Origin of the sequence: Mitsuaria sp. 7 (genome assembly GCF_001653795.1) — a bacterium.
GTDB lineage: Bacteria > Pseudomonadota > Gammaproteobacteria > Burkholderiales > Burkholderiaceae_C > Roseateles.
In genome coordinates, this window is record NZ_CP011514.1 from 5653266 (window position 1) to 5674129 (window position 20864).

At 68.2% G+C, this 20864-nt stretch carries 17 protein-coding genes; 5 read left to right on the top strand and 12 right to left on the bottom strand.

Going from position 1 to position 20864, the window contains the following annotated elements:
* Window position 1: 1 nt before the first annotated feature.
* The 7 genes from ABE85_RS24855 to ABE85_RS24885 form a co-directional block, all read right to left on the bottom strand.
* Complete coding sequence (locus ABE85_RS24855; RefSeq protein WP_067281183.1) at window positions 2–862, bottom strand: N-acetyltransferase; 861 nt, start codon at window positions 860–862, stop codon at window positions 2–4.
* Window positions 859–1569, bottom strand: a complete 711-nt coding sequence (locus ABE85_RS24860; protein ID WP_157522896.1) for an MAE_28990/MAE_18760 family HEPN-like nuclease — start codon at window positions 1567–1569, stop codon at window positions 859–861. Before ABE85_RS24860 ends, ABE85_RS24855 begins: the two co-directional genes overlap by 4 nt.
* A 52-nt stretch (window positions 1570–1621) precedes the next feature.
* Window positions 1622–2251 (bottom strand): DUF262 domain-containing protein, encoded by a 630-nt coding sequence (locus ABE85_RS24865; RefSeq protein ID WP_067281190.1) that lies wholly within the window; start codon window positions 2249–2251, stop codon window positions 1622–1624.
* Window positions 2252–2371: 120 nt separating this feature from the next.
* Window positions 2372–3352: an AEC family transporter gene (locus tag ABE85_RS24870; protein WP_067281191.1), complete on the bottom strand. Its 981-nt coding sequence runs from the start codon at window positions 3350–3352 to the stop codon at window positions 2372–2374.
* A gap of 177 nt (window positions 3353–3529) precedes the next feature.
* Window positions 3530–5359 carry an ATP-binding protein gene (locus ABE85_RS24875; RefSeq protein WP_067281194.1) on the bottom strand — a complete coding sequence of 610 codons (1830 nt, stop codon included), beginning with the start codon at window positions 5357–5359 and terminating at the stop codon, window positions 3530–3532.
* 168 nt (window positions 5360–5527) lie between these two features.
* Window positions 5528–6451 carry a pyridoxamine 5'-phosphate oxidase family protein gene (locus ABE85_RS24880; protein WP_067281196.1) on the bottom strand — a complete coding sequence of 308 codons (924 nt, stop codon included), beginning with the start codon at window positions 6449–6451 and terminating at the stop codon, window positions 5528–5530.
* Between the two features lie 8 nt (window positions 6452–6459).
* Window positions 6460–7089 (bottom strand): glutathione S-transferase family protein, encoded by a 630-nt coding sequence (locus ABE85_RS24885; protein ID WP_067281201.1) that lies wholly within the window; start codon window positions 7087–7089, stop codon window positions 6460–6462.
* A 138-nt stretch (window positions 7090–7227) separates the two neighbouring features.
* Here ABE85_RS24885 and ABE85_RS24890 point away from each other — a divergent pair, with 138 nt between their 5' ends.
* Window positions 7228–8142, top strand: a complete 915-nt coding sequence (locus ABE85_RS24890; protein WP_067281204.1) for a LysR substrate-binding domain-containing protein — start codon at window positions 7228–7230, stop codon at window positions 8140–8142.
* Between the two features lie 27 nt (window positions 8143–8169).
* Here ABE85_RS24890 and ABE85_RS24895 read toward each other — a convergent pair whose 3' ends face one another.
* Window positions 8170–8973: a hypothetical protein gene (locus ABE85_RS24895; protein ID WP_157522898.1), complete on the bottom strand. Its 804-nt coding sequence runs from the start codon at window positions 8971–8973 to the stop codon at window positions 8170–8172.
* A gap of 51 nt (window positions 8974–9024) precedes the next feature.
* Entirely contained in the window at window positions 9025–11712 is a 2688-nt protein-coding gene (locus ABE85_RS24905; protein ID WP_067281215.1) for a DNA topoisomerase III, read from the bottom strand.
* A 140-nt stretch (window positions 11713–11852) separates the two neighbouring features.
* Here ABE85_RS24905 and ABE85_RS24910 point away from each other — a divergent pair, with 140 nt between their 5' ends.
* The 3 genes from ABE85_RS24910 to ABE85_RS24920 all read left to right on the top strand — a co-directional run bounded on the left by ABE85_RS24910 (window position 11853) and on the right by ABE85_RS24920 (window position 14177).
* Window positions 11853–12461: an SET domain-containing protein-lysine N-methyltransferase gene (locus tag ABE85_RS24910; RefSeq protein ID WP_082938930.1), complete on the top strand. Its 609-nt coding sequence runs from the start codon at window positions 11853–11855 to the stop codon at window positions 12459–12461.
* A gap of 165 nt (window positions 12462–12626) precedes the next feature.
* Entirely contained in the window at window positions 12627–13478 is an 852-nt protein-coding gene (locus tag ABE85_RS24915) for a biotin--[acetyl-CoA-carboxylase] ligase (RefSeq protein ID WP_067281222.1), read from the top strand.
* A gap of 6 nt (window positions 13479–13484) precedes the next feature.
* Window positions 13485–14177: a hypothetical protein gene (locus tag ABE85_RS24920; RefSeq protein WP_067281227.1), complete on the top strand. Its 693-nt coding sequence runs from the start codon at window positions 13485–13487 to the stop codon at window positions 14175–14177.
* A gap of 299 nt (window positions 14178–14476) precedes the next feature.
* Here the strand turns inward: ABE85_RS24920 and ABE85_RS24925 are convergent, their stop codons facing one another.
* From ABE85_RS24925 to tkt, 3 genes are all read right to left on the bottom strand, one after another.
* Window positions 14477–16261 carry a S8 family peptidase gene (locus ABE85_RS24925; RefSeq protein WP_067281229.1) on the bottom strand — a complete coding sequence of 595 codons (1785 nt, stop codon included), beginning with the start codon at window positions 16259–16261 and terminating at the stop codon, window positions 14477–14479.
* Window positions 16262–16547: 286 nt separating this feature from the next.
* Window positions 16548–17546, bottom strand: coding sequence for a type I glyceraldehyde-3-phosphate dehydrogenase (gene gap / locus ABE85_RS24930; protein WP_067281231.1), 999 nt, complete (start codon window positions 17544–17546; stop codon window positions 16548–16550).
* A 319-nt stretch (window positions 17547–17865) separates the two neighbouring features.
* Window positions 17866–19959, bottom strand: a complete 2094-nt coding sequence (gene tkt, locus ABE85_RS24935) for a transketolase (protein ID WP_082938931.1) — start codon at window positions 19957–19959, stop codon at window positions 17866–17868.
* Window positions 19960–20139: 180 nt separating this feature from the next.
* On the opposite strand from tkt, the gene murU reads away from it, so the two are divergent.
* Window positions 20140–20832, top strand: coding sequence for an N-acetylmuramate alpha-1-phosphate uridylyltransferase MurU (murU, locus tag ABE85_RS24940; RefSeq protein WP_067281236.1), 693 nt, complete (start codon window positions 20140–20142; stop codon window positions 20830–20832).
* The last annotated feature ends 32 nt before the right edge of the window (window positions 20833–20864 follow it).

The window sequence follows — 20864 nt, forward strand, 5'->3', positions numbered from 1 at the left end:
GTCAAAGCGGCCGCAGCATCAGCTGCTGGTGCAGCGGTTGCGGAACGGCGCCTAGCGCGCGCAGCGCCGCACCGCCGAGGTCTTCGCGCTGCAGCTGCGGCACGCGCAGACGGCGCTCAGGGTACACGGCGGCGAGGGCCTGGATCAGCGCGCGGGCGTCGGCCTCCCGCGGCGCGATGAAGCTGTGGACCATGACGGTCTCGTCGGGGAGGCTGAAGACGATCTGGCTGTCGGCGGTCTGCCAGCCGTGATAGTCGATGCCATGCCGGATCGTGGCCGCGGTGACCTGCAGCGGCAGGTCGGGGAGGCGGCGCTCGGCGGCGTCGAGCCAGGCGAGCAGATGCGGCATGTCGATCGCGTGGAGCGCTCCGGCCGTCGACGGTGCGATCGCGCCGGGCTCGGCGACGTAGCCGAAGAGGTCGTGCTGCCTGCGGAAGCCGCGTCCCTCATACAGGCGTCGTGCGCGATCGTTCTGCGCGAAGACTTCGAGCTCCACGGCGCGCATCCCGGCCGCTGCGGCGCGGGCGATGAAGTCGTCGAGCAATGCAGGCGCGGCCCCGGTGCCGCGCGCGGCGGGCAGGGCGCCCATGGTCGCGAGACGCCACCGGTTCGACACCGGCCGCTGCGCGACGAACGCGAACGCCAGCGGCGCGCCGGCCGCATCGAGCGCCACGCGCGACAGCGGCAGGTCGACGCCCTGCCGCGCGAGGAACATCGGCCACTGCGCGAACGGGATCTGGAACGGGCCGATCAGGTAGTCGGCGAACGCGCCGGTGAAAGCGGCGTGGAGGATCTCCGGCGCGACTTCGTCGGCGCGGACGAAGGAGAAGTCGTGGACATGCGTGTCGGTCGGTTGTCTCATGTGGCGCTTGGAGGCTCCCGCCCGCTGGCTGTTGGCGCGGCGACGGTTGATGTGGCGACACCCGATGGTACGGCGGTCAGGAAGGCCTTCTGAGCCACGGCGTTCTCGATATCGGTCTTGAACCAATGAAGCATCTCGACGACTTCCTCGACGAGTGTCTGGAAGCGGACGATGTCGATGAAGAGATGCTCGCCATGCGCGATTGCGTTTCGATTGGCCAGCAAGACTTCATCCAGCGTCGAAAAGCGCGTCGAGTACGGTCGATGGTCGATGTCGAGCCATTCGGCGATGTTCTTGAAGACCTTCGAGTTCAAGTTTGAGTTTGTCCCGATGCTGGCCTTCGAAAGGCGCGTCGCTTGATCCTGCTGGGCTCGCAGGAAAGCTACCGCTGCGATGGCGGCATTGGCCGTGCCGGTCTCCGCCAACGGTGCCAGCAAGGTCCTCATGCTCAGGGCGACGAAGCAATCCTTCAGATCGCGGTTCCTGTCACCGCGATGCGCCAAGTGGGCCACATAGGCGTTGGCCGCCCCTTTCACGAATCCTTCCCAGTGCGCATACAGCATGGCGACGCCTGCCCTGATGTGGACGTCGACGCGATTGCGCCTGGCTGAAGTGACGCAGGCCTGCAATTCGCGAATCTCCGCGAGGCGCCACGCCAGGTCGGATTGCAGGTGAGTCATCAGTTCTGCAGAGGTCCGGATCTTCATGATCGTGGCGCCATCAACAGTGAATGAATCTGCCCGGGGTCGGGCAGTCGTGTCAGTCCATATGGGAGGGATCCGTCTTGCCCAACGAGATCATGGCCAGCCGAAGCTCCTCCGGCGTAAAGGCCGTCCCATTTGCGTTGAAGCGTTCGAACAGCGCCTGCGCCACGTCCATTCCGCATTGATGCCGAAGGATCTCCACATGGATTCGCGCACGCCTGAGGTCCAGTCGCAGCTGGATGTTGAAGGCCGTGCCGTCGTCTTCGGGATCATCGTCCTCATCTTCTTCGGCAACCGCGCCGTGCCAGGACATGCCCGACAGCGCAGGCAGGAGCGTCGTGTCGCGGAGGACGAGTGGCGTGACTGGGCGGCCCTTCTCATCCAGCAAGTCACCGGTCAATTGAAGGATTGTCATGACCGGATGCAGGCCGTCCAGCAGGTCCCACGTGCCGTCTTCGCGTTGAAAGACGAATATCGGCGGAACGGCGAGGCCGAGCAGAACGGACTCCACGAAACGGGTCTTCTGCGATTCATCCCATCGGAACAGGCGCTGGTAGAGCGGATCGATCACCAGCTCCTTGGAGCGATAGAGGGTGACGACCTCTCCGAGCGACATGCCGTATGCGTCTGTGGAGATCTGGCGGCGCGCTTGATGGAGCTGACTCTGGAGTTCCCGGGCGGTCATTGCTGAAGGTCTCTTGTGATGTGAGACCAACGATTCTGAGTCCGGTCCGGGAGCCCGCATTCATACGCATCCCAGTCATTTCCGAGACGTGGAGATCGTGCTACCGACGACTCGAAACGCCTACTTCGTCGTGCCCAGCCAAGCCGGAATCGCCAGCCAGATCGGCGCCGTCGCCGCGAACAGCAGCGTGCCCAGCACGATGGCGCCGGAGGCTTCGGCCTCCAGCGTCCGGTAGCGTTGCGCGAACATCATCGCGTTCGAGCCCGGCGGCAGCGCGGCCATCATGACGATCACGGCGAGCGGCATGCCCGACAGTCCGAAGCCCCAGTGCGCGATGCCCAGCACGAGTGCCGGCAGCACCAGCAGCTTGAGCGCCGCCAGGCCCAGCAGCGTGCGCATCGCCCCGCGCGGCATGCCGTAGTAGGACAGCGACATCCCGATCAGCACCAGGCACAGCGGCACGACCGCGCTGCCCAGCATCTGCAGCACCTCGTCGAGCACGGCGGGCAGCGGGATGCCGGTGGCATGCCACGCGAAGCCGCAGAGCACCGGCAGCACGACCGGATGGATGACGGTATTGCGCATCGTCGTGAGGATGGTCCGCTTCAGGCTCGCCCCGCCGCTGGTGTGACGGGCGAGGTCCATCTCGACGAGGACCGTGGCGATGGTCAGCAGCGTCAGCGCATGCAGGCTGACCACGGTGATGTGGACCGCGAGGCCGCTCTCGCCGAACACGCCCGCCACCAGCGGCACGCCGACCTGCAGCGTGTTGCCGAAGCTCGCGGTGATGCTGCGCACGGCGGGTGCGGCCGGGTTGTCGGGATGGCGCTTGCGCTCGTACAGGTAGACGGCGACCAGCATCAGCACCACGGGCGCGAAGAATGCGGCCACGGTGAGCCATGGCAGCTCCGAGATCTCCACGCGCGCGGTGGTGCGGAACATCAGCGCGGGGACGAACAGGTAGAACGCGATGTTGGAGAGGATGCGGGCCGGGTCGTTCTCGCCGCCGGCCTTGCCGAGCCAGCGCATGTGCCCGACGAACCACCCCATGCCTGCGGCGATGAAGATCGCCAGCAGCTTGTAGAACAGGACGGCAGTCATGGCGGGGGAGTATGCCGCTGCGCGTGCAACCCCCGCGCGCCGCCCGCACAGCAGCCTCCGTTCAACGTGAAGTCAACGATCGCCACTGGGGCCGGAATGGGGCTTGGGGTTCGCGGACGCGAGGCCCCATGCCCCGTGGAGAGCCCGCGCCTGGCGGAGCGAAGTCTGAGGGCCGCCTCAGGACGCCAACGGCAGCTCCAGCGCGAAGCTGAACCTGCTGCCCTCGTCCGGCGAGGTCTCGACGGTGATCTCCCCGCCCATGAGCCGCACGAGCTGCTGGCTGATGGCCAGCCCGAGCCCGGTGCCGCCGGTGCGGCGCGACTGGTCGGCCACCTGCTCGAACGGTTGGAACAGCCGGTCCATCTGCTCGGGCGCCATGCCGATGCCGGTGTCCGAGACGGTGAAGCGCAGCACCAGGCTGCTGGGGCCTTGCGCGATGACATCGACGGCCAGGCCGACGCGTCCATGGTCGGTGAACTTCACTGCGTTGGAGAGCAGGTTCAGCAAGACCTGGCGCAGCCGCTGCCCGTCCGCCCGCACACGCGAGGGCAGTTGCGGGTCCAGTTGCACGTCGAAGGCCAGGCCCTTCTCGGCCGCGCGCGGCCGCATCGATTCGCTGCAGATCTCCAGCAGCGCCCGCAGGTCGAGCGGGCTCAGCTGCAGCGTCAGCTTGCCGGCCTCGATGCTGGCGACGTCCAGCAGGTCGGTGATCAGCACCAGCAGGTGCTCGCCCGATTCGCGCATCAGCCGGATGCGCTGCTGCTGGGCCGCGGTGAGCGAACTGTCCATCTGCAGCAGCTGCGCGAAGCCGAGGATCGCGTTCAGCGGCGTGCGGAACTCGTGGCTCATCGTGGCCAGGAAGCGGCTCTTGGCCTGGTTCGCGGCCTCTGCCCGCTGCTTGGCCTGGGAGAGCTCGACGGTGCGCTCGGTCACGAGCTCCTCGAGGTGGTCGCGATGCTGCGTCAGTTCCTGTTCCGCCAGCCGGCGCAGCGTGATGTCGCTGACCAGGCCCTCGATGCGCGGGGCGCCGTCCAGCACCAGGTGCAGGCTCAGCTCCACCCACAGGTCGCGCCCGTCGCGCGTCGTCACCAGCAGCGGCACCTGTTGCAGCAGGCGATGCCGTTCCAGCGCGCGCGCCAGACGCCGGTACTCGTCACGCTCGATGCGCACCATGCGCCTCAGGGTCACGCCTTGCGCGTCCTCGGGATGCCCCAGTCCCAGCATCTGCGCCAGCGCCTTGTTCACGCGCAGCAGCCGGCCGTGGCCGGCGGCCTGGAAGATGCCTTCCGCCGCGTTCTCGAACAGGCTGCGGTAGCGCTGCTCGCTGCTGCGCAGCCCCTCGGCGAAGTCGCGCAGCTTGCCGCTCATCGCGTTGAGCTGCTCGGTCAGGTCGCCGATCTCGTCGGCATGTTCGGGCTCGATGTGCGCGCCGAGCTCACCGCTCGCCACGCGCTGCGCCAGCCCGCGCAGGCGCGAGACCGGGCGCTCCACCAGCCGCCGCACCAGCACGTAGCTCGTCAGCGCGATCGCCAGCAGCACCGTCGCCAGCAGGCTGGCCACCAGCCGGCGCGTCTCGCCCAGCGTCTGGTCGATGTAGCTGCGCGTGTAGACCAGCGTCGCGCGACCCAGGGCGCCCGCGGGGCCCTGCGCGCCGGCGCGATGGCTCAGCTCGAACTCCAGCGTCAGGGGCCGCACCGCCAGCGTCTGGCGCGAGCGCTGCAGCGTCTCCAACCCCGGCGCGGCCAGCGTGATCGACTGGACCTCCGGATCCGCCATCACGGCGTCCAGCAGCTCCGACAGCGCGGCGCTGTCCAGGTTCCACACCGGCTCCGCGAAGCCGCGCGCCACCAGCTGCGCCATGCGCTGCTGGCGCTCGACCAGCGCCGTGTTGAGTTCGTGCTCGTGGCGGTCGACCCAGTACAGGCCGATCAAGCCCACCAGCACCGTCGCGCTGAGGCTCAGCGCGGCGACCAGCCGCGTCTGGATGCTCAGCGTCGATCGACCCATGACCGCATGCCCTCTCCTGACTCGCACGTTTATTTGCGGTCGAGTGTCGCGCAAATGCGAGGGTCATCCGGAGGATTGAGGCACGAACCGACCCCCTGGATTTCACGGGTTGCGATTTGGGGGAGCGCGAAAGGCCGCTGGCGCGCCCGGCTTCTCCGGACCGAGGACCTAGTCGGTGAACTGCGGCGCGAGCCGCGCTCCGCTCCATCGCCAGGGGAGCGCACCGGGGCGGCGCAGGCCGCCGGTGACGCGCAGGGTCAGGCCTCGCGCGTCGTCGGTCCAGGCGACATCGGCCTCGGCCGCCAGGTGCAGGAGCTCGCCGCGCGCGTAGTCCGGCACCAGCAGTCCGGCGCGCGGGTGGCGCAGCAGGTTGCCCAGCGTCATGAAGAAGCGGTTGCCGGGAAACTCCGGCATCCACAGCGTGATGCCGCCGTCCAGGCGGCGTTCGACGCGGAGGAAGCCCGGCGGGCCGCCGCGGTGCGAGACGTCGACGCCGTCCGCGCGCCCGTCGCCGGGCACCGGCGCCGAGGCGCTCGCGATGAACACGGTGTCCGCGGCTTCGATCAGCGCCAGCGCACCGTCATCGAGCGCCGCGCCCAAGGGCCGTGCCAGGGCGGAGGGCGTGTCGTCCCAGGCCAGCGGATCGCGCGCCTGGATGTACTTGGGGCAATTGCCGAAGCTCTGCACGACGCCGACCGCCAAGCCGTCGCCGGAGAGCGAGAGCAGCCGCCCGTTCATGCGATTGCGCCGCCGCGTGTGCGGCTCCAGCCCGAGCAGCCCCACCGGCGCGCCCGGTCCCTGCGCCCGCAGCGCGGCGAGCGCCGGATCCTGGGCGTCGAACCCCGTGGCCACGGCCATCGTCCGTGCGTCCGGCGTCGTGATGAAGCCCGGCGGGCCCGCCAGCATCGTCGCCCATGGCTGACCCGCGGCGTCGATCGCGCCGAGCAGCAGCGTGGGCAGCTTGTTGAACAGCTCGCGGTGCTGGTCGGGCATGTGATCGCGGATGATCTGCGAGCCGATCTCGGCCATGCGCTCGCGGACGCCGACCGCTGCCTGCAGTGCCTGTTCGCCGGGGTGCCAGGTCGTGTCCATGGGGGTCCTCAGAACTTTTGCGGCAGGGGCTTGAAGCGGGGCAGCGCCTCGATGCGCGCCAGCCAGGCCCGCAAGCGCGGGTAGTCGTCCAGCGAGACGCCGCCGAGCGGCGCCTGCGCCGTGTAGCCGTAGAAGGCCACGTCGGCCAGCGCCGGCCGGTCGGCGATCAGGAAGTCGGTGCGCACCAGCTGGTCTTCGACCATCGCGAACAGCCGGTGGCCCAAGACCCGCGACGCGGGATCGACCTGCAATCCGTTCAGCGTGCGGAATCGCGGCGTGGCCGCACCCGGTCCGAGCAGGCTCACCGACAGGCTGAACCAGCGCTGCTGCCAGGCGGCCTCGACGGCATCGCGCGGCAGCCAGCCGGCGTCGGGCGCGTAGCGCGTCGCGAGGTAGACCAGGATCGCGTTGCTCTCCGGCAGCACCAGGTCGCCGTCTTCCAGCACCGGCACCTGGCTCAGCGGATTCATCGCCACGAAGGCGGGCTGCCGCTGATCGCCGCCGGGCAGGTTGATGTCGACCACCGTGTACGGCAGGTCGAGCAGCGACAGCAGGAGTTCGACGCGATGGCAGTGGCCCGAGGCGGCCACGCGATGCAGGCGGAATGGCGCGGACGGGCGGAGGGCGGGGGCGTTCATGGGGGAGGGCTCTCGCGGTGATTCTTGGAGGCCTCTACCGTAGCTCTTGCAGTCGCTGGCTGGAATGCCGATGTCGAATCATTCAGAATTGCAGTTGTCGAAATAATTGGGCGCTGCTCGCGAGCGGCGCGCCGTCCGATGGATCACCTCGACCGCTTGCGCTGCTTCATCGCCGTCGCCGACACCCAGAGCTTCGCCGCGGCCGCTCGACGGCTGGGCTGCTCGGCGCCGGCGGCCACGCGTGCGATCGCCTCGCTGGAGCAACGTCTGGGCGTGCAGCTGTTCCAGCGCAGCACGCGCTCGGTGCGGCTGACCGAGGCCGGCGAGCGCTTCGTCATCGACTGCCGCCGCATCCTGGGTGACCTCGATGAGTCGGAGGCCGCGGCGGCGGGAGGGCAGGCCGATCCGGCGGGACTGCTGTCGCTGACCGCACCCTCGATGTTCGGGCGGCTGCACGTCGCGCCGCTGGCCACGGCCTTCCTCCAGCAGCACGCGCGGATCCGCCTGAAGCTGCTGCTCGTGGACCGGGTCGTGTCGCTGATGGACGAGGGGCTGGACCTGGCGGTGCGGATCGCCCATCTGCCCGATTCAGGGTTGACCGCCGTGCCGGTGGGCGCGATGCGCCGGGTGATCGTGGCCTCCCCGGAGTACCTGGCCCGTGCCGGTGAACCGCGCACGCCGCGGGACCTCGTCGAGCACCGGATCGTCGCCAGCTACTTCGACGGCCAGAGCATGACGCCCTGGCGCTTCCGCGACGGCCCGCAGTCGCTCTCGCCCACCTTGATGGTGAACGACAACGCCGCGGGCATCGCGGCGGCGGTGGCCGGCGTGGGTCTGGCCCGGTGCCAGGTCTATCAGGCGGCGGACGCGGTGCGTGAGGGCCTGTTGCGCATCGTGCTCGCCGACCACGAACCGCCCGCGGCGCCGGTGCATCTCGTCCATGCCGCAGGCCGTCGCGTGCCCGCTTCGCTGCGGCTGTTGCTGGACTTCATGGCGGAGCGCTTGCGTGCGCAGCCGGTGCTGGGCGGCGACGCGTTCCTGCGCGCGCCCTAGCAGACGCTGCGGCGTCACGGCGATGCGCTAGGGACGCTGGGCATCGCTCTCCAGGGCGTACGGCAGCACCCCGAACGGATCGTAGACATTGCGGGCGTCGCCGGGATCCCGCAGACCGCCTGCGTCGCCGTCTAACGCGGTAGGCACGGGACAAAGTCCGTCGATGAAGCGCTCGAACTCCGCCAGGGCGATGGCGAGTCGATCCACCGTTGCCGCAGTATGGACCTTGAGCGACTGGCGGGCATGGTCGCGTGACCGGCCATTGGCATGCCCGTCGATGACGCCACTCCTGAGCAGACCCTCCTGCTTCTTTGCAAGGCGGAGCTCCTGGTCGACCAGTGGCGCGAGCTGTGATTCCGGCACCTGCAGCAGGTTGCGCAATGCCGGCAGGATCCGCTCGAGCAGACCCATGGCGCGGTCGGCACTCTGGCGTTCCAGCGTCGTCGGCGCTCCCGACAGCACCCCTCGGGCCGCGACGCCCTTGAGTCCCTTCAACATGTGCTGGCGCAGTCGGAGGAGTTGGGCCGCCGCGGAGGCGGACGCCGCGTCACGCCCGATGCGGTCGAGCGAGAAGTCCAGCTTGGCCAGTCGCCGTGCGCGCAGGATGGCGACCGGCACCCGCGACGAACGGTCGGGGACCTCGAGCACGAACGGTCTCGAAGGAGCCGCGCCCGGAGACAGTGTTGCCGACAGGGCTGCGGTCGCAGCCACCGCCGGGCGTGGCGTCACCGGCTCGCTCCCCGAAGAGACCGACGGACCGGCGGCTGTCGTCGGGAACGAGGAGGCGTGGCTGTGCGTGTGGGTGTGGGAGGTGGGGTTGAAGCCGAACATGCGCGATGCGGTCTGAGCGGGAGGGCCCGCTCAGTGCATCGCGCGGGGCGATCAGCCCTTGGCCGTGGCCTTCTTCGCCGCGACCTTCTTGGCCGCAGGCGCCTTGGCCGCGGCCGTCTTCGCGGCAGGGGTCTTGCCGGCCGGCTTCGCACCGGTCTTGGCGCCCGGCTTCGCCGCGCGCGGTTCGAACTCGAACATCACCTTGCCTTCCTTCTTGTCGTAGGCGAGGAAGGCCTTGAACTTGCGGCGCGTCTTGTTGGAGACGAAGTTTTCCAGCAGGTCGGTCTTGCCGGTCGCCAGCAGCTTGGTCATCTGCTCGGCCTCGATGGGCTGCTGCAGGATGATCTTGCCGCTCTTGAAGTCGCAGGTGACCTTGTCGCCGACCGCGTGTTCGCAGACGTAGTTGCTGCCGAAGTCGAAGACGCGGCCGTTGCACTTCGGGCAATGGCCCAGCGCGGTGTGGCCGCTGAAGTCCACCGGCTCGCCGTTCTCCTCGGCCTTCTTCGCGTCCTCGCCGAAGTCGAACTCCAGCTTCCAGTTGTCGATCTCGGCGTCGAACACCAGCGCGAGCTCGGCCGTGAAGGGCCATCCCGCCTTGGAGCGGAAGCCCTCCAGCGGACCGACCTTCTTGTCGCGCAGGAAGGTCTCGACCTCGGCCAGCTCGAAGCTGCGGCCGCCCGGGATCTTGGGGATCGAGAAGCCGCACTCGTCGCCGTTGCCCACCTTGCCGGTGCAGGTGAAGCGGCGGTAGTTCTCCTTGACCACGCCGCCGCACTTCGGACACGGCGTCTTCAGCGTCGCGTAGTCGCCGGGGATGGTGTCGCGGTCGTATTCCTTGGCCTTGCGCACGACCTTCTCGGTCATCGCGGCGATCTCGGCCATGAAGTCCTCGCGCTTGAGGCGGCCCTTCTCCATCTCTGACAGCTGGAACTCCCAGTTGCCGGTCAGCTCGGGCTTGGACAACTCGTCGACGCCCAGGCCGCGCAGCAGCGTCATCAGCTGGAAGGCCTTGGCGGTCGGGATCATCTCCCGGCCTTCGCGCAGCATGTACTTCTCGGCCAGCAGGCCTTCGATGATCGCGGCGCGCGTGGCCGGCGTGCCCAGGCCCTTCTCGGCCATGGCCTCGCGCAGCTCGTCGTCGTCGACCAGCTTGCCCGCGCCTTCCATCGCCGACAGCAGCGTCGCTTCCGTGTAGCGCGCCGGCGGCTTGGTCACCAGCGCCTTCACGTCGGTGCTCTCGGTGCGCACAACCTCGCCGGCCTTCACCGGGACCAGCATCGCGCCGCTGGTGCCCGGCTCGGCGTTCTCGTCGGTGGCTTCCTTGCCGTAGACGGCCTGCCAGCCCGGCTTGATCAGCACCTTGCCGTTGGTCTGGAACGCATACGACTTCTCCGCCGTCTTCACCGTCGAGATGCGCGTCGTGACCTGGAACTCGGCCGGCGGGAAGAACACGGCCAGGAAGCGCTTGACGACCATGTCGTAGAGCTTGGCCTCGGCCTCGGTCAGGCTGCTGGGCGCCTGCAGCGTCGGGATGATCGCGAAGTGATCCGACACCTTGGCGTTGTCGAAGACCTTCTTCGTGGGCTTGATGTAGCCCTTGTCCAGCGCCGTCTTCGCATGCTGCGCCAGCGGCTGCAGCGGGCCGGGCATGTTGGCGCTGGCGATCATGCGCGCCGTGTCCTGCGCGACGATCAGGTAGTCCTCGGGCAGGTAGCGCGAGTCGGTCCGCGGGTAGGTCAGCACCTTGTGCTTCTCGTACAGCGCCTGCGCCAGGCCCAGCGTCGTCTTGGCCGAGAAGCCGAAGCGCGAGTTGGCCTCGCGCTGCAGCGTGGTCAGGTCATAGAGGCCGGGGCTGGCCGTCGTGCTGGGCTTGGACTCCTCGGTCACCGTGGCGGGCTGGCCCAGCGCGGCGGCGGCGATGGCATCGGCCTCGGCCTGCGTCCAGACGCGGTCGGCGCGCTGCTCGGGATCGTCGGCGTTCTTCTTGAACGCGGTGTCGAACCACTTGCCTTCGTACTGGCCGGCCTCGGCGTCGAAGTTGCCGCGGATTTCCCAGTAGTCGCGGTAGACGTGCTTGCGGATCTTCTCCTCGCGCTCCACGACGATGGACAGCGTCGGCGTCTGAACGCGGCCCACGGTGGTCAGGAAGAACCCGCCGTCGCGCGAGTTGAACGCGGTCATCGCCCGCGTGCCGTTGATGCCCACCAGCCAGTCGGCTTCCGAGCGGCAACGCGCCGCGTCCGCCAGCGGCAGCATCTGCTGGTCGGTGCGCAGACGCTCGAAGCCGTCGCGGATCGCCTGCGGCGTCATCGACTGCAGCCACAGCCGGCTCACCGGCTTGGCGACCTGCGCCTTGGCCGTGCCCGCGTACTGGACGATCAGGCGGAAGATCAGTTCCCCTTCGCGCCCCGCGTCGCACGCGTTGATCAGCGAGGTCACGTCCTTGCGCTTGATCAGCTTGACCAGCGCGTTCAGGCGGCCCTTGCTCTTGTCGATCGGGTTCAGATCGAAGTGGGGCGGGATCACCGGCAGGTGGGCGAAGCTCCACTTGCCGCGCTTGACGTCGAATTCCTCCGGCGCCTTGATCTCCACCAGATGGCCGACGGCCGAGCTCACGACGTAGTCGTCGTTCTCGAAATACTCGTCATGCTTTTCGAACTTGCCCGACAGCGCGGTCAGCGCCTTGACGATGTCCTGCGCCACCGACGGCTTTTCCGCGATCACCAATGCCTTGCTCATGCGCTTGCTTCTTTCCTCTTCGTTCAGGCGTCCACGATCTTCATGAACGTCTGCCTACAATCCGGCCTCGCGCGCCCACGCGCCTACGTACGTGTGTACACGCGCGCGCACCCATGAATTCAATGTACCGGACTCGCTCCATGCCGCAACCGCGCCCCGCTTCGAGTGTTCCCGCCTCCGTCGATCCGGCCGTGGATCCCGCCGCCGATCCGACCCCGCTCAAGCGCAGCCAGCGCATCGAGGTCCGCGCCTCCGGCGTGCACGGGCGCGGCGTGTACGCGGTGGCGCCGCTGAAGGCGGGCGACAAGCTGATCGAATACAAGGGCGAACACATCTCCTGGGACGAGGCGCTGGACCGTCATCCGCACGATCCGTCGCAACCGGACCATACCTTCTACTTTCACCTTGAGACCGGCGGGGTCATCGACGCGGCGGTCGACGGCAATCGCGCGCGCTGGATCAACCACGCCTGCAGCCCGAACTGCGAGGCCCGCGAAATCGACGGCCGGGTGTTCATCCATGCCCTGACGGACATTTATCCGGGTGAAGAGCTGTTCTACGACTATGGTCTGGTGATCGATGAGCGCTATACGCCCAAGTTGAAGAAGCGGTTCGAATGCCGGTGCGGGACGCCGGGCTGCAGACGCACGATGCTGGCGCCCAAGGAGAAAGCGCCGAAAGAGAAAGCGTCCAAGGAGAAAGCGCCCAAGGAGAAAACAGCGGCCAAGGGCGCCTCGAAAGGCGCTTGAAGCGCGTCGGAGGTATCGGCGCACCCTGTCAGGTCCTACAGCCACCGATTCATGGTGCGGGCGCCCGGACGGGGACCATCTCCCTCTAGACTCCGACCATTCACGACCACCGGGCTGCTCGGCCCGGGAAGACCAAGACGGGATCGCAAGATCACATTCGCGGCGATGCAAGAACATCAGAACTGGGGCGCAGAGGCCCTGTGGCAAGACCTGGAGCCGTTGCTGCCGGGGCTCAGCATCGAGGTGCTGGCGCGGGTCGAATCGACCAACGCCACGCTGATCGAGCGCGTGCGCCGGGACGAGGGCACCGTGGCCGCCGGTCGCGCGGGCGATCGTCCGTACGGACGCCGCCAGCACGACCTGCACCCCTGCCTGCTGATCGCGGAACACCAGACCCACGGCCGCGGCCGGCAGGGCCGCGCCTGGCACAGCACGGCGGGCGCGTCGCTGACCTTCTCGCTGTCGATGCCGGTGGAGGTCGCGGACTGGTCCGGGCTGTCGCTGGTCGTCGGCGCGGCGATCGCCGAAGCGCTCGATCCCGACGGCAGCCGCCTGGGCCTGAAGTGGCCCAACGACCTGTGGCTCGACGAGCGCAAGCTCGGCGGCATCCTGATCGAGACGGTGCCCGCCGGCAGCTCGCGCATGGCGGTGGTCGGCGTGGGCCTGAACGTGTCGGACCGCGCGAAGGTCGCGGAGTCGCAACTCAACACCGGCTTCGCCTGCCTGCAGGAACTGATTCCCGACGTCACGCCGCCGCAGACGCTGGCGCGCCTGGCGCCGGCGCTGGTGAAGGCGCTGGCGGCGTTCCCGCAGACCGGCTTCGGCGCGTGGCGCGATCGCTTCGCGCGTCGCGACCTGCTGCAAGGCAAGGCGATCACGGCCGGCGCGCTGGAAGGCACCGGCGCGGGCGTGAGCGATCGCGGTGAACTGCTGATCGATACGCCGCAGGGCCGCCAGACGGTCAGCGGCGGCGAGGTCAGCGTGCGGCTCGGCGGCGCGTCCGCCGCACAGGGATAAGCCACGATGCTGCGCGCCGCGGTCGCCCTGCTCTTCGTCATCAACGTGCTGGTGTTCGGCTGGAACAAGGGATGGATCGCCGGCGTGTCGTCCACTGCGCCGCGACTGGACCAGCAGATCAATCCGGAACGGCTGTCGCTGCTCAACCAGAAGGCGGTCACGCAACTCGCGGCACGCTCCTGCCTGGAACTGGGCCCGCTGATCGGCGATGAACTGCTCAAGCGCGCCAACGCAGCGTTGAGCGGGGCCGGGATTGCGGCGTCATCGATCGAGAGCAATGCCGTCAACACCGGCGGCGTGTGGGCGCTGGCCACGATCAAGATGCCCAGCAAGGACTTCCGCGAACGCAAGGAAGACACCTACCGCAGCGCCAAGATCGCGTTCGAGCCGCTGCAAGGTTTCCCCGACGAGCAGCCCACGCTGGTGCTCAGCAAGCACGACAGCGAAGCGGCGGCGCTGGCAGCGCTCGATGGCATGACCAAGCGCAACTACAAGGGCCTGCGCGTGATGCGCCTGCAAGAGCCCCTGCAGCAGACGACGCTGCGCCTGTCGCGGCTGGACAGCACCCAGTCCGGGAAGCTGAATGCGCTGGCCAATCCGCCCTGGGGCGAGAAGCGCAAGGATTGCTCGGTGGAAGCGCCTGCGGCGTCCTCCGCGGCGAGCGCCGCGAACGGATCAGGGTCGGGCGCGAGCCGCTGACAACACCTGACCCCTTCTCGCTTGCGAGAGAGCGCAACACATTGCGCTGGGTGCAACACGCAACCCTGGGTGCAACGACTCCCTCTCCCGCTTGCGGGAGAGGGCAGGGGTGAGGGCCAGCGGCGGCGGAAGTACGGAGGCCCCTTGCGGGAGACCGCCTACCTGACTCGTGTGGCGCGTTGGCCGCCGAGGCATGAGGCCCCGGAGTCAAGCTCCGAAACCTCACGCCTCACCGTCCCCCATCACTTCCGTACTGCCCCGGTTTTGCTACCGAGGACTTCGTCGGGCTCTCGGCTCGATTACTTCGAGCGGATCTTGGCGAGACGCGGCTTCGGCCAACGCAACGCCACGATCGCCAGGACCAATGCAGCGAGCCACAGGCCGCTCATCGCGCCACCGCCACCGCCACCGCTGGACGGCGTGTCAGTCGTCGTGGGGGTCGAGGCAGGCGTCGAGGGCGGCGTTGCCGCCGGCGTCACCGCCAACACCGCCGCATTCGCATCCAGCATCCCGGCGCCGCAGGTGCTGGTCGTGCAGTTGCACTCGAGCTGCGGCTGCGCGCTGTTGCCAGCCACGCACTGCGCGACGCCCGCCGTGGCTGTGGGGAAGGCCCGCGCCGACGACTGCAGCGCGGTCTTGATCTTGGCCGGCGTCAGCGTCGGATCCACCTGCAGCATCAGCGCGACCGTGGCGCTGACCAAGGGCGTCGAGAAGCTCGTGCCGGTACCGGTGTAGTTGAAAGCGGCGCTGCCCGCGACCGGGGTCGTCGTGCCGCTGTTGGTGGTGGAGAGGATCGGATACAGGCAGGCGCCGGTCGAATTGACGCAGTTGCCACCCGGCGCGCTGATCGTCACCTGCGGCCCGAGGTTGGAGAAGCCGACCTTGGTGCCCGAATGACGCAGGCCCGCCACCGCGATGACGTTGTTGCAATTCGCCGGCGTGCCGACGTTGATGCCGCCCTCCTTGGTCGGATCGTCGTTCTCGACGCCGTTGCCTGCCGCCGCGACGACCGTCGCGCCGGCCGAGACCGCCGCGGTGATCGCGTCCTGATAGGTGCTGGAGCAAGCCCCGTCACCGCCCAGGCTCATGTTGATGACCTTGGCCGGGAAGTTGTTGGTGGGGAGGCCCGGCACGGTGATGCCCGCCGCCCAGCGCATGCCCGCGGCGATGTCGGAGGCCCAGCCGCCGCACTTGCCCAGCACGCGCACCGGCAGGATCTTGGCCCCGTAGGCCAGGCCGGCCATGCCCTGGTTGTTGTTGGTGATGGCCGCGATCAGGCCCGACACGCGCGTGCCGTGCCAGGAGCTGTTGCCGATGTCGTCCGCCGTGCAGCTGCTGCCCAGCCGGCCGCTGTCGATGTCGGACTGGCTGACCCAGTCGCCGGGATCGCTCGGGTCGCTGTCGGCGCCGTCGCCGTCGTTGGCGGTCGCGATCACGCTGGTGCCGCTGTTGCCGAAGCCGATCATGTCGTAGCCCTGGACGAACTGGCCGGCCAGGTCCGGGTGGTCCATGCGCGCGCCGGTGTCCAGCACCGCGACGACGACACCCGTGCCCGTCGACTTGTCCCACGCAGCCGGCGCGTTGATTGACGAGAGCACCGTCGAATCAGGCGCCTTCAGGTACCACTGGCCCGCGGTGACGCCATTCGCGGCGGCGGTTGCGTACAGCGGATCGTTGGGCACGGAGAAATGCTTCTGCCAGCGGTCGACCTCGACCGACTCGACGTCGCTATCGGCGGCCAGCCGCTTGGCGAGCTCCGCGGAGCTCATGCCGCTGGCGGTGTAGACGTGGGTGCGGCTGTCCAGGCTGCGACGCGCGTGCAGCGTGGCCGCATGTCTGAGGCCGAGCGTGGTGCCGCGCACCTGCGCGATGTCTTTCGCTTCGGAGGCCGTCGCGCGCACCGCGAGCGGCCTGGCCTTGACCGCGTCCGCCTGCGCCTTGAAGCGCACGATGACGCGCGCGAAATCGGGCTGCTGATCCGGCTTCAGGGCCACGGCGGTGGCTGCGCCGGCGGTGCCGACTCCGAACAACCCGAACACAGCCACGACAGTAGCCAGACGCTTCGGCAAAGACAGCACGGACATGCGGAAACTCCACAAAACTGAGCTAACCAGTTTAGGGGCGAGGCTGCTAAGAAATTGCTAATGAGCCGACACATTTGCTGCGAGGCACCACCTCCAAAGGGGGATTCATCACGCAAAGAGGAGTCATCCACGGACGAAGTGGTGACCGTTCGTATCAGAGGGGGTCTGGGGCCTTCCGAAGGCGTTGCGAGGTGTTTCCGGAGAGGCCGCGGCGGAAACGAAAAAGCCCCGCCAGGGCGGGGCTTCGGAAGGCGGGAACGAGGCCCGCCTGTGTCGTTGACGTCGCTTACTTGGCGACGACCTTGACCATTTCGAGCACCTTGTTCGAGTAGCCCCACTCGTTGTCGTACCAGGACACGAGCTTGACGAAGGTGCCGTCCAGGGCGATGCCGGCGTCGGCGTCGAAGATGGAGGTACGCGGGTCGCCGCGGAAGTCGGTGGCGACGACCTTGTCCTCGGTGTAGCCCAGCACGCCCTTCAGGGCGCCTTCGCTCTGGGCCTTCATTTCGGCGCAGATCTCGGCGTAGGTGGCGTTGTTGTTGAGCTCGACGGTCAGGTCGACGACGGAGACGTCGGAGGTCGGCACGCGGAAGGACATGCCGGTCAGCTTCTTGTTCAGCTCGGGGATCACGACGCCCACGGCCTTGGCGGCGCCGGTCGAGGACGGGATGATGTTCTCGAGGATGCCGCGGCCGCCGCGCCAGTCCTTGTTGGACGGGCCGTCGACGGTCTTCTGCGTGGCGGTGGTGGCGTGCACGGTGGTCATCAGGCCGCGCTTGATGCCCCACTTGTCGTTCAGCACCTTGGCCAGCGGTGCCAGGCAGTTGGTGGTGCAGCTGGCGTTGGAGATGATGGCCTGGCCGGCGTAGGTCTTGTCGTTGACGCCGTAGACGAACATCGGGGTGTCGTCCTTGGACGGGGCCGACATGATCACCTTCTTGGCGCCGGCGGTCAGATGCTTCTCGCCGGTTTCCTTGGTCAGGAACAGGCCGGTGGCTTCGACGACGATGTCGGCGCCGACTTCGTTCCACTTCAGCTCGGCGGGATCCTTGACCTGGGTCAGGCGGATGCGCTGGCCGTTGACGATCAGCGTGTTGCCGTCGACCGCCACATCGCCGTCGAAGCGGCCATGGACGCTGTCGTACTTCAGCATGTAGGCCAGGTAATCGGGCTCGAGCAGGTCGTTGATGGCGACGATCTGGATGTCCTTGAAGTTCGCCACGGCGGCGCGGAACACCATGCGGCCGATGCGACCGAACCCGTTGATACCGATCTTGATGGTCATGAGGAAAGTCTCCTGCGAGTGAAATGAATCGATGACGTCATGGGCGCGTCGCCCAGCCAGTGGACGTCGTGCCTCGGAGGTGTTCGGCCCGGCGCCGCGCGGGGCCACCACCACAGGCGTGGAGGCAGCGGGCGGGGTCGCCGGGAACCCTTGATTTGAACAGATAGTCGAGGACCGGCGTTTCGAGCGGGTTACCGGGTTACGAGGAATTTCAAAGCGCGGGTACATCGCCGGTCCTGGACGGTGGCTCGAAGCGGAACGCCAATGAAAAAGGGGTGCCGAAGCACCCCTTGTCGACGATCGCCGAAGCGCTCGCGATTTACTTCAGACGTGCCTTGCCCAGCACCACCTTGACGGTGTCGGCGACGTTCTCCGGCGTGAAGCCGAAGTGCTTGAACAGCACGTTGGCCGGGGCCGATTCGCCGTAGGTGTCCAGGCCGACGACGGCGGACACGCCGTACTTCCACCACAGGTCGGTCACGCCGGCCTCGATGGCGACGCGCGGCAGGCCTTCCGGCAGGACGCTCTTCTTGTACTTGGCGTCCTGGCGGTCGAACAGGCTTGTGCAGGGCATCGAGACGACGCGCACCGGGATGCCGGCCACGGCCAGCTGCTGCTGGGCCGCGATGGCCAGCTGCACTTCCGAGCCGGTGGCGATCAGCACGGCTTGCGCCTTCTTCTTCAGGCCGACGTCGGACGGCTCGCTCAGCACGTAGCCGCCGGTGGTGATGGCGTCGACGGCCTCGCCCGACTTCTTCAGGTAGGGCAGGTTCTGGCGGCTCAGTGCGAGCACGCTGGGGCGCTGGCTGTTGGCCAGGGCCAGCGTCCAGGCCACCGCGGTCTCGGCGGTGTCGGCGGGACGCCAGACGTCCAGGCCGGGGATCAGTCTCAGGCTGGAGACGTGCTCGACGGACTGGTGGGTCGGGCCGTCTTCGCCCAGGCCGATGGAGTCGTGCGTGAACACGTGGATCACGCGCTGCTTCATCAGCGCGGCCATGCGGATGGCGTTGCGGCTGTAGTCGCTGAAGGTCAGGAAGGTGCCGCCGTAGGGGATGAAGCCGCCATGCAGCGCGACGCCGTTCATGATCGCGGCCATGCCGAACTCGCGCACGCCGTAGTTGATGTGGCGGCCGCCGTTGGAGCTGCCGTCCTCTTCCAGGCGGAAGGCGGGCGTGCTCTTGGTGTTGGTCAGGTTGGAGCCGGTCAGGTCGGCCGAGCCGCCCAGCAGCTCGGGCATCGCGGCGGTGAAGGCTTCCAGCGCGATCTGGCTGGCCTTGCGGGAGGCGACGGTCTCGGCCTTCTCATGCGCGCCGATGACGGCCTGCGCGGCGACGTCGGCGAAGTTGGGCGGCAGCACGCCGGCGATGCGGCGCGAGAACTCGGCGGCCAGTTCCGGGAATTGCGTCGCGTAGGCGTCGAACTTGTCGTCCCAGGCCTTTTCGAAGCCGTTGCCGGTGCCCTTGGCGTCCCAGTCGGCGTAGACCTCGGCGGGCAGCACGAAGGGCTCGTGCGACCAGCCCAGCGCTTCGCGGGTCAGCTTGATTTCCTCGGCGCCGAGCGGTTCGCCGTGGGCCTTGGACGTGTTGGCGCGGTTCGGGCTGCCCTTGCCGATGTGGGTCTTCGCGATGATCAGCGAGGGCTTGTCCTTGCTGGTCTTGGCCAGCGCGATGGCGGCGTCGACGGCGTCGACGTCATGGCCGTCGACCGGGCCGACGACGTTCCAGCCGTAGGCGGTGAAGCGCTTGGCGGTGTCGTCGCCGAACCAGGGACCGACCTGGCCGTCGATGGAGATGCCGTTGTCGTCGTAGATCGCGATCAGCTTGTTCAGCTTCCACGAGCCTGCCAGCGAGCAGGCTTCATGGCTGATGCCTTCCATCAGGCAGCCGTCGCCGAGGAAGACGTAGGTGTGGTGGTCGACGATGGCGTGGCCGTCGCGGTTGAATTCCTTGGCGAGCTGCTTCTCGGCCAGCGCGAAGCCGACGGCGTTGGAGATGCCCTGGCCGAGCGGGCCGGTGGTGGTCTCGACGCCGGGGGTGATGCCGACTTCCGGGTGGCCCGGGGTCTTGGAGTGCATCTGGCGGAAGGCCTTGAGTTCCGAGACCGGCAGGTCGTAGCCGGTCAGGTGCAGCAGGGCGTAGATCAGCATCGAGCCGTGGCCGTTGGACAGCACGAAGCGGTCGCGGTCGGCCCACTGCGGGTTGGCCGGGTTGTGGCGCAGGTGGCGCTTCCACAGCGCGACGCCGATTTCGGCCATGCCCATGGGGGCGCCCGGGTGCCCGGAGTTGGCTTGCTGGACGGCGTCCATCGCCAGGGCACGGATGGCGTTGGCCATCTGGGTGGTGTTCGGGGTGACGGCGGCAGCGCTGGTCTCGGCCATGGTGGTGGTCTCGGGCAGTTGGGGCAAACCCGGCATTCTAGTGACCCTCCGCGAACTCGCTTTGGGCGCCCCGCTTTGTTGCGAATCCTCGCCATAGCTGGGCTATGGCTCCGGTTCGCGCCTAGCGGTGCATCCCAAAGCGAGTCCGCGGCGGGTCACTAGAGGGAGCGGTGGGACGGAACACTACACTCGCGCTCGAAATTTCCTGGATTGACGATGCGAGCCATGATCCTCGCGGCCGGGCGCGGCGAGCGCATGCGGCCGCTGACCGACCAAACGCCCAAGCCCTTGCTGAAGGTGCGAGGCAAGCCGCTGATCGAGTGGCACATCGAGGCCTTCGCGCGTGCCGGCATCCGGGACATCGTGATCAACACGGCGTGGCTGCACGAGCAGTTCGAGGCGACGCTGGGCGACGGCGCGCGATTCGGCGTGACGCTGCATTACAGCCACGAAGGCGAGCGCTACGGCCGCGCGCTGGAGACGGGTGGTGGCATCGCGACGGCGCTGGATCTGCTGTGCGCGGACGGCGAGGACGCGTTCTGGGCGGTGTCGGCGGACATCTTCATTCCTGACTTCGAGTTCGATGCGGCGCAGGCCGCGGCCTTCGCGGCGAGCCCGCTGCTGGCGCACCTGTGGTTCGTGCCGAAGCAGCCGCGCCATCCGACGGGCGACTTCGGTATCGACGCTGCAGGCTTCGCCACGATCGATGGCGACCTTGAGGTTTACAGCAACATCGGCCTCTACAAGCGCGCGTTTTTCGACGGCGTGCAACCGGGAGAGCACCAGCGCATCCGCGCGAGCCTCGACCGCGCGATCCACGCGCGAGCCGTGACGGCCGAGCTCTACACCGGGCCGTGGGCGAATGTGGGATCGCCGGAGCAGTTGGAAGAGCTCAACGCGCGGGGATGAAATCGAGTCTGTCGACGACCTGACAAGACCTG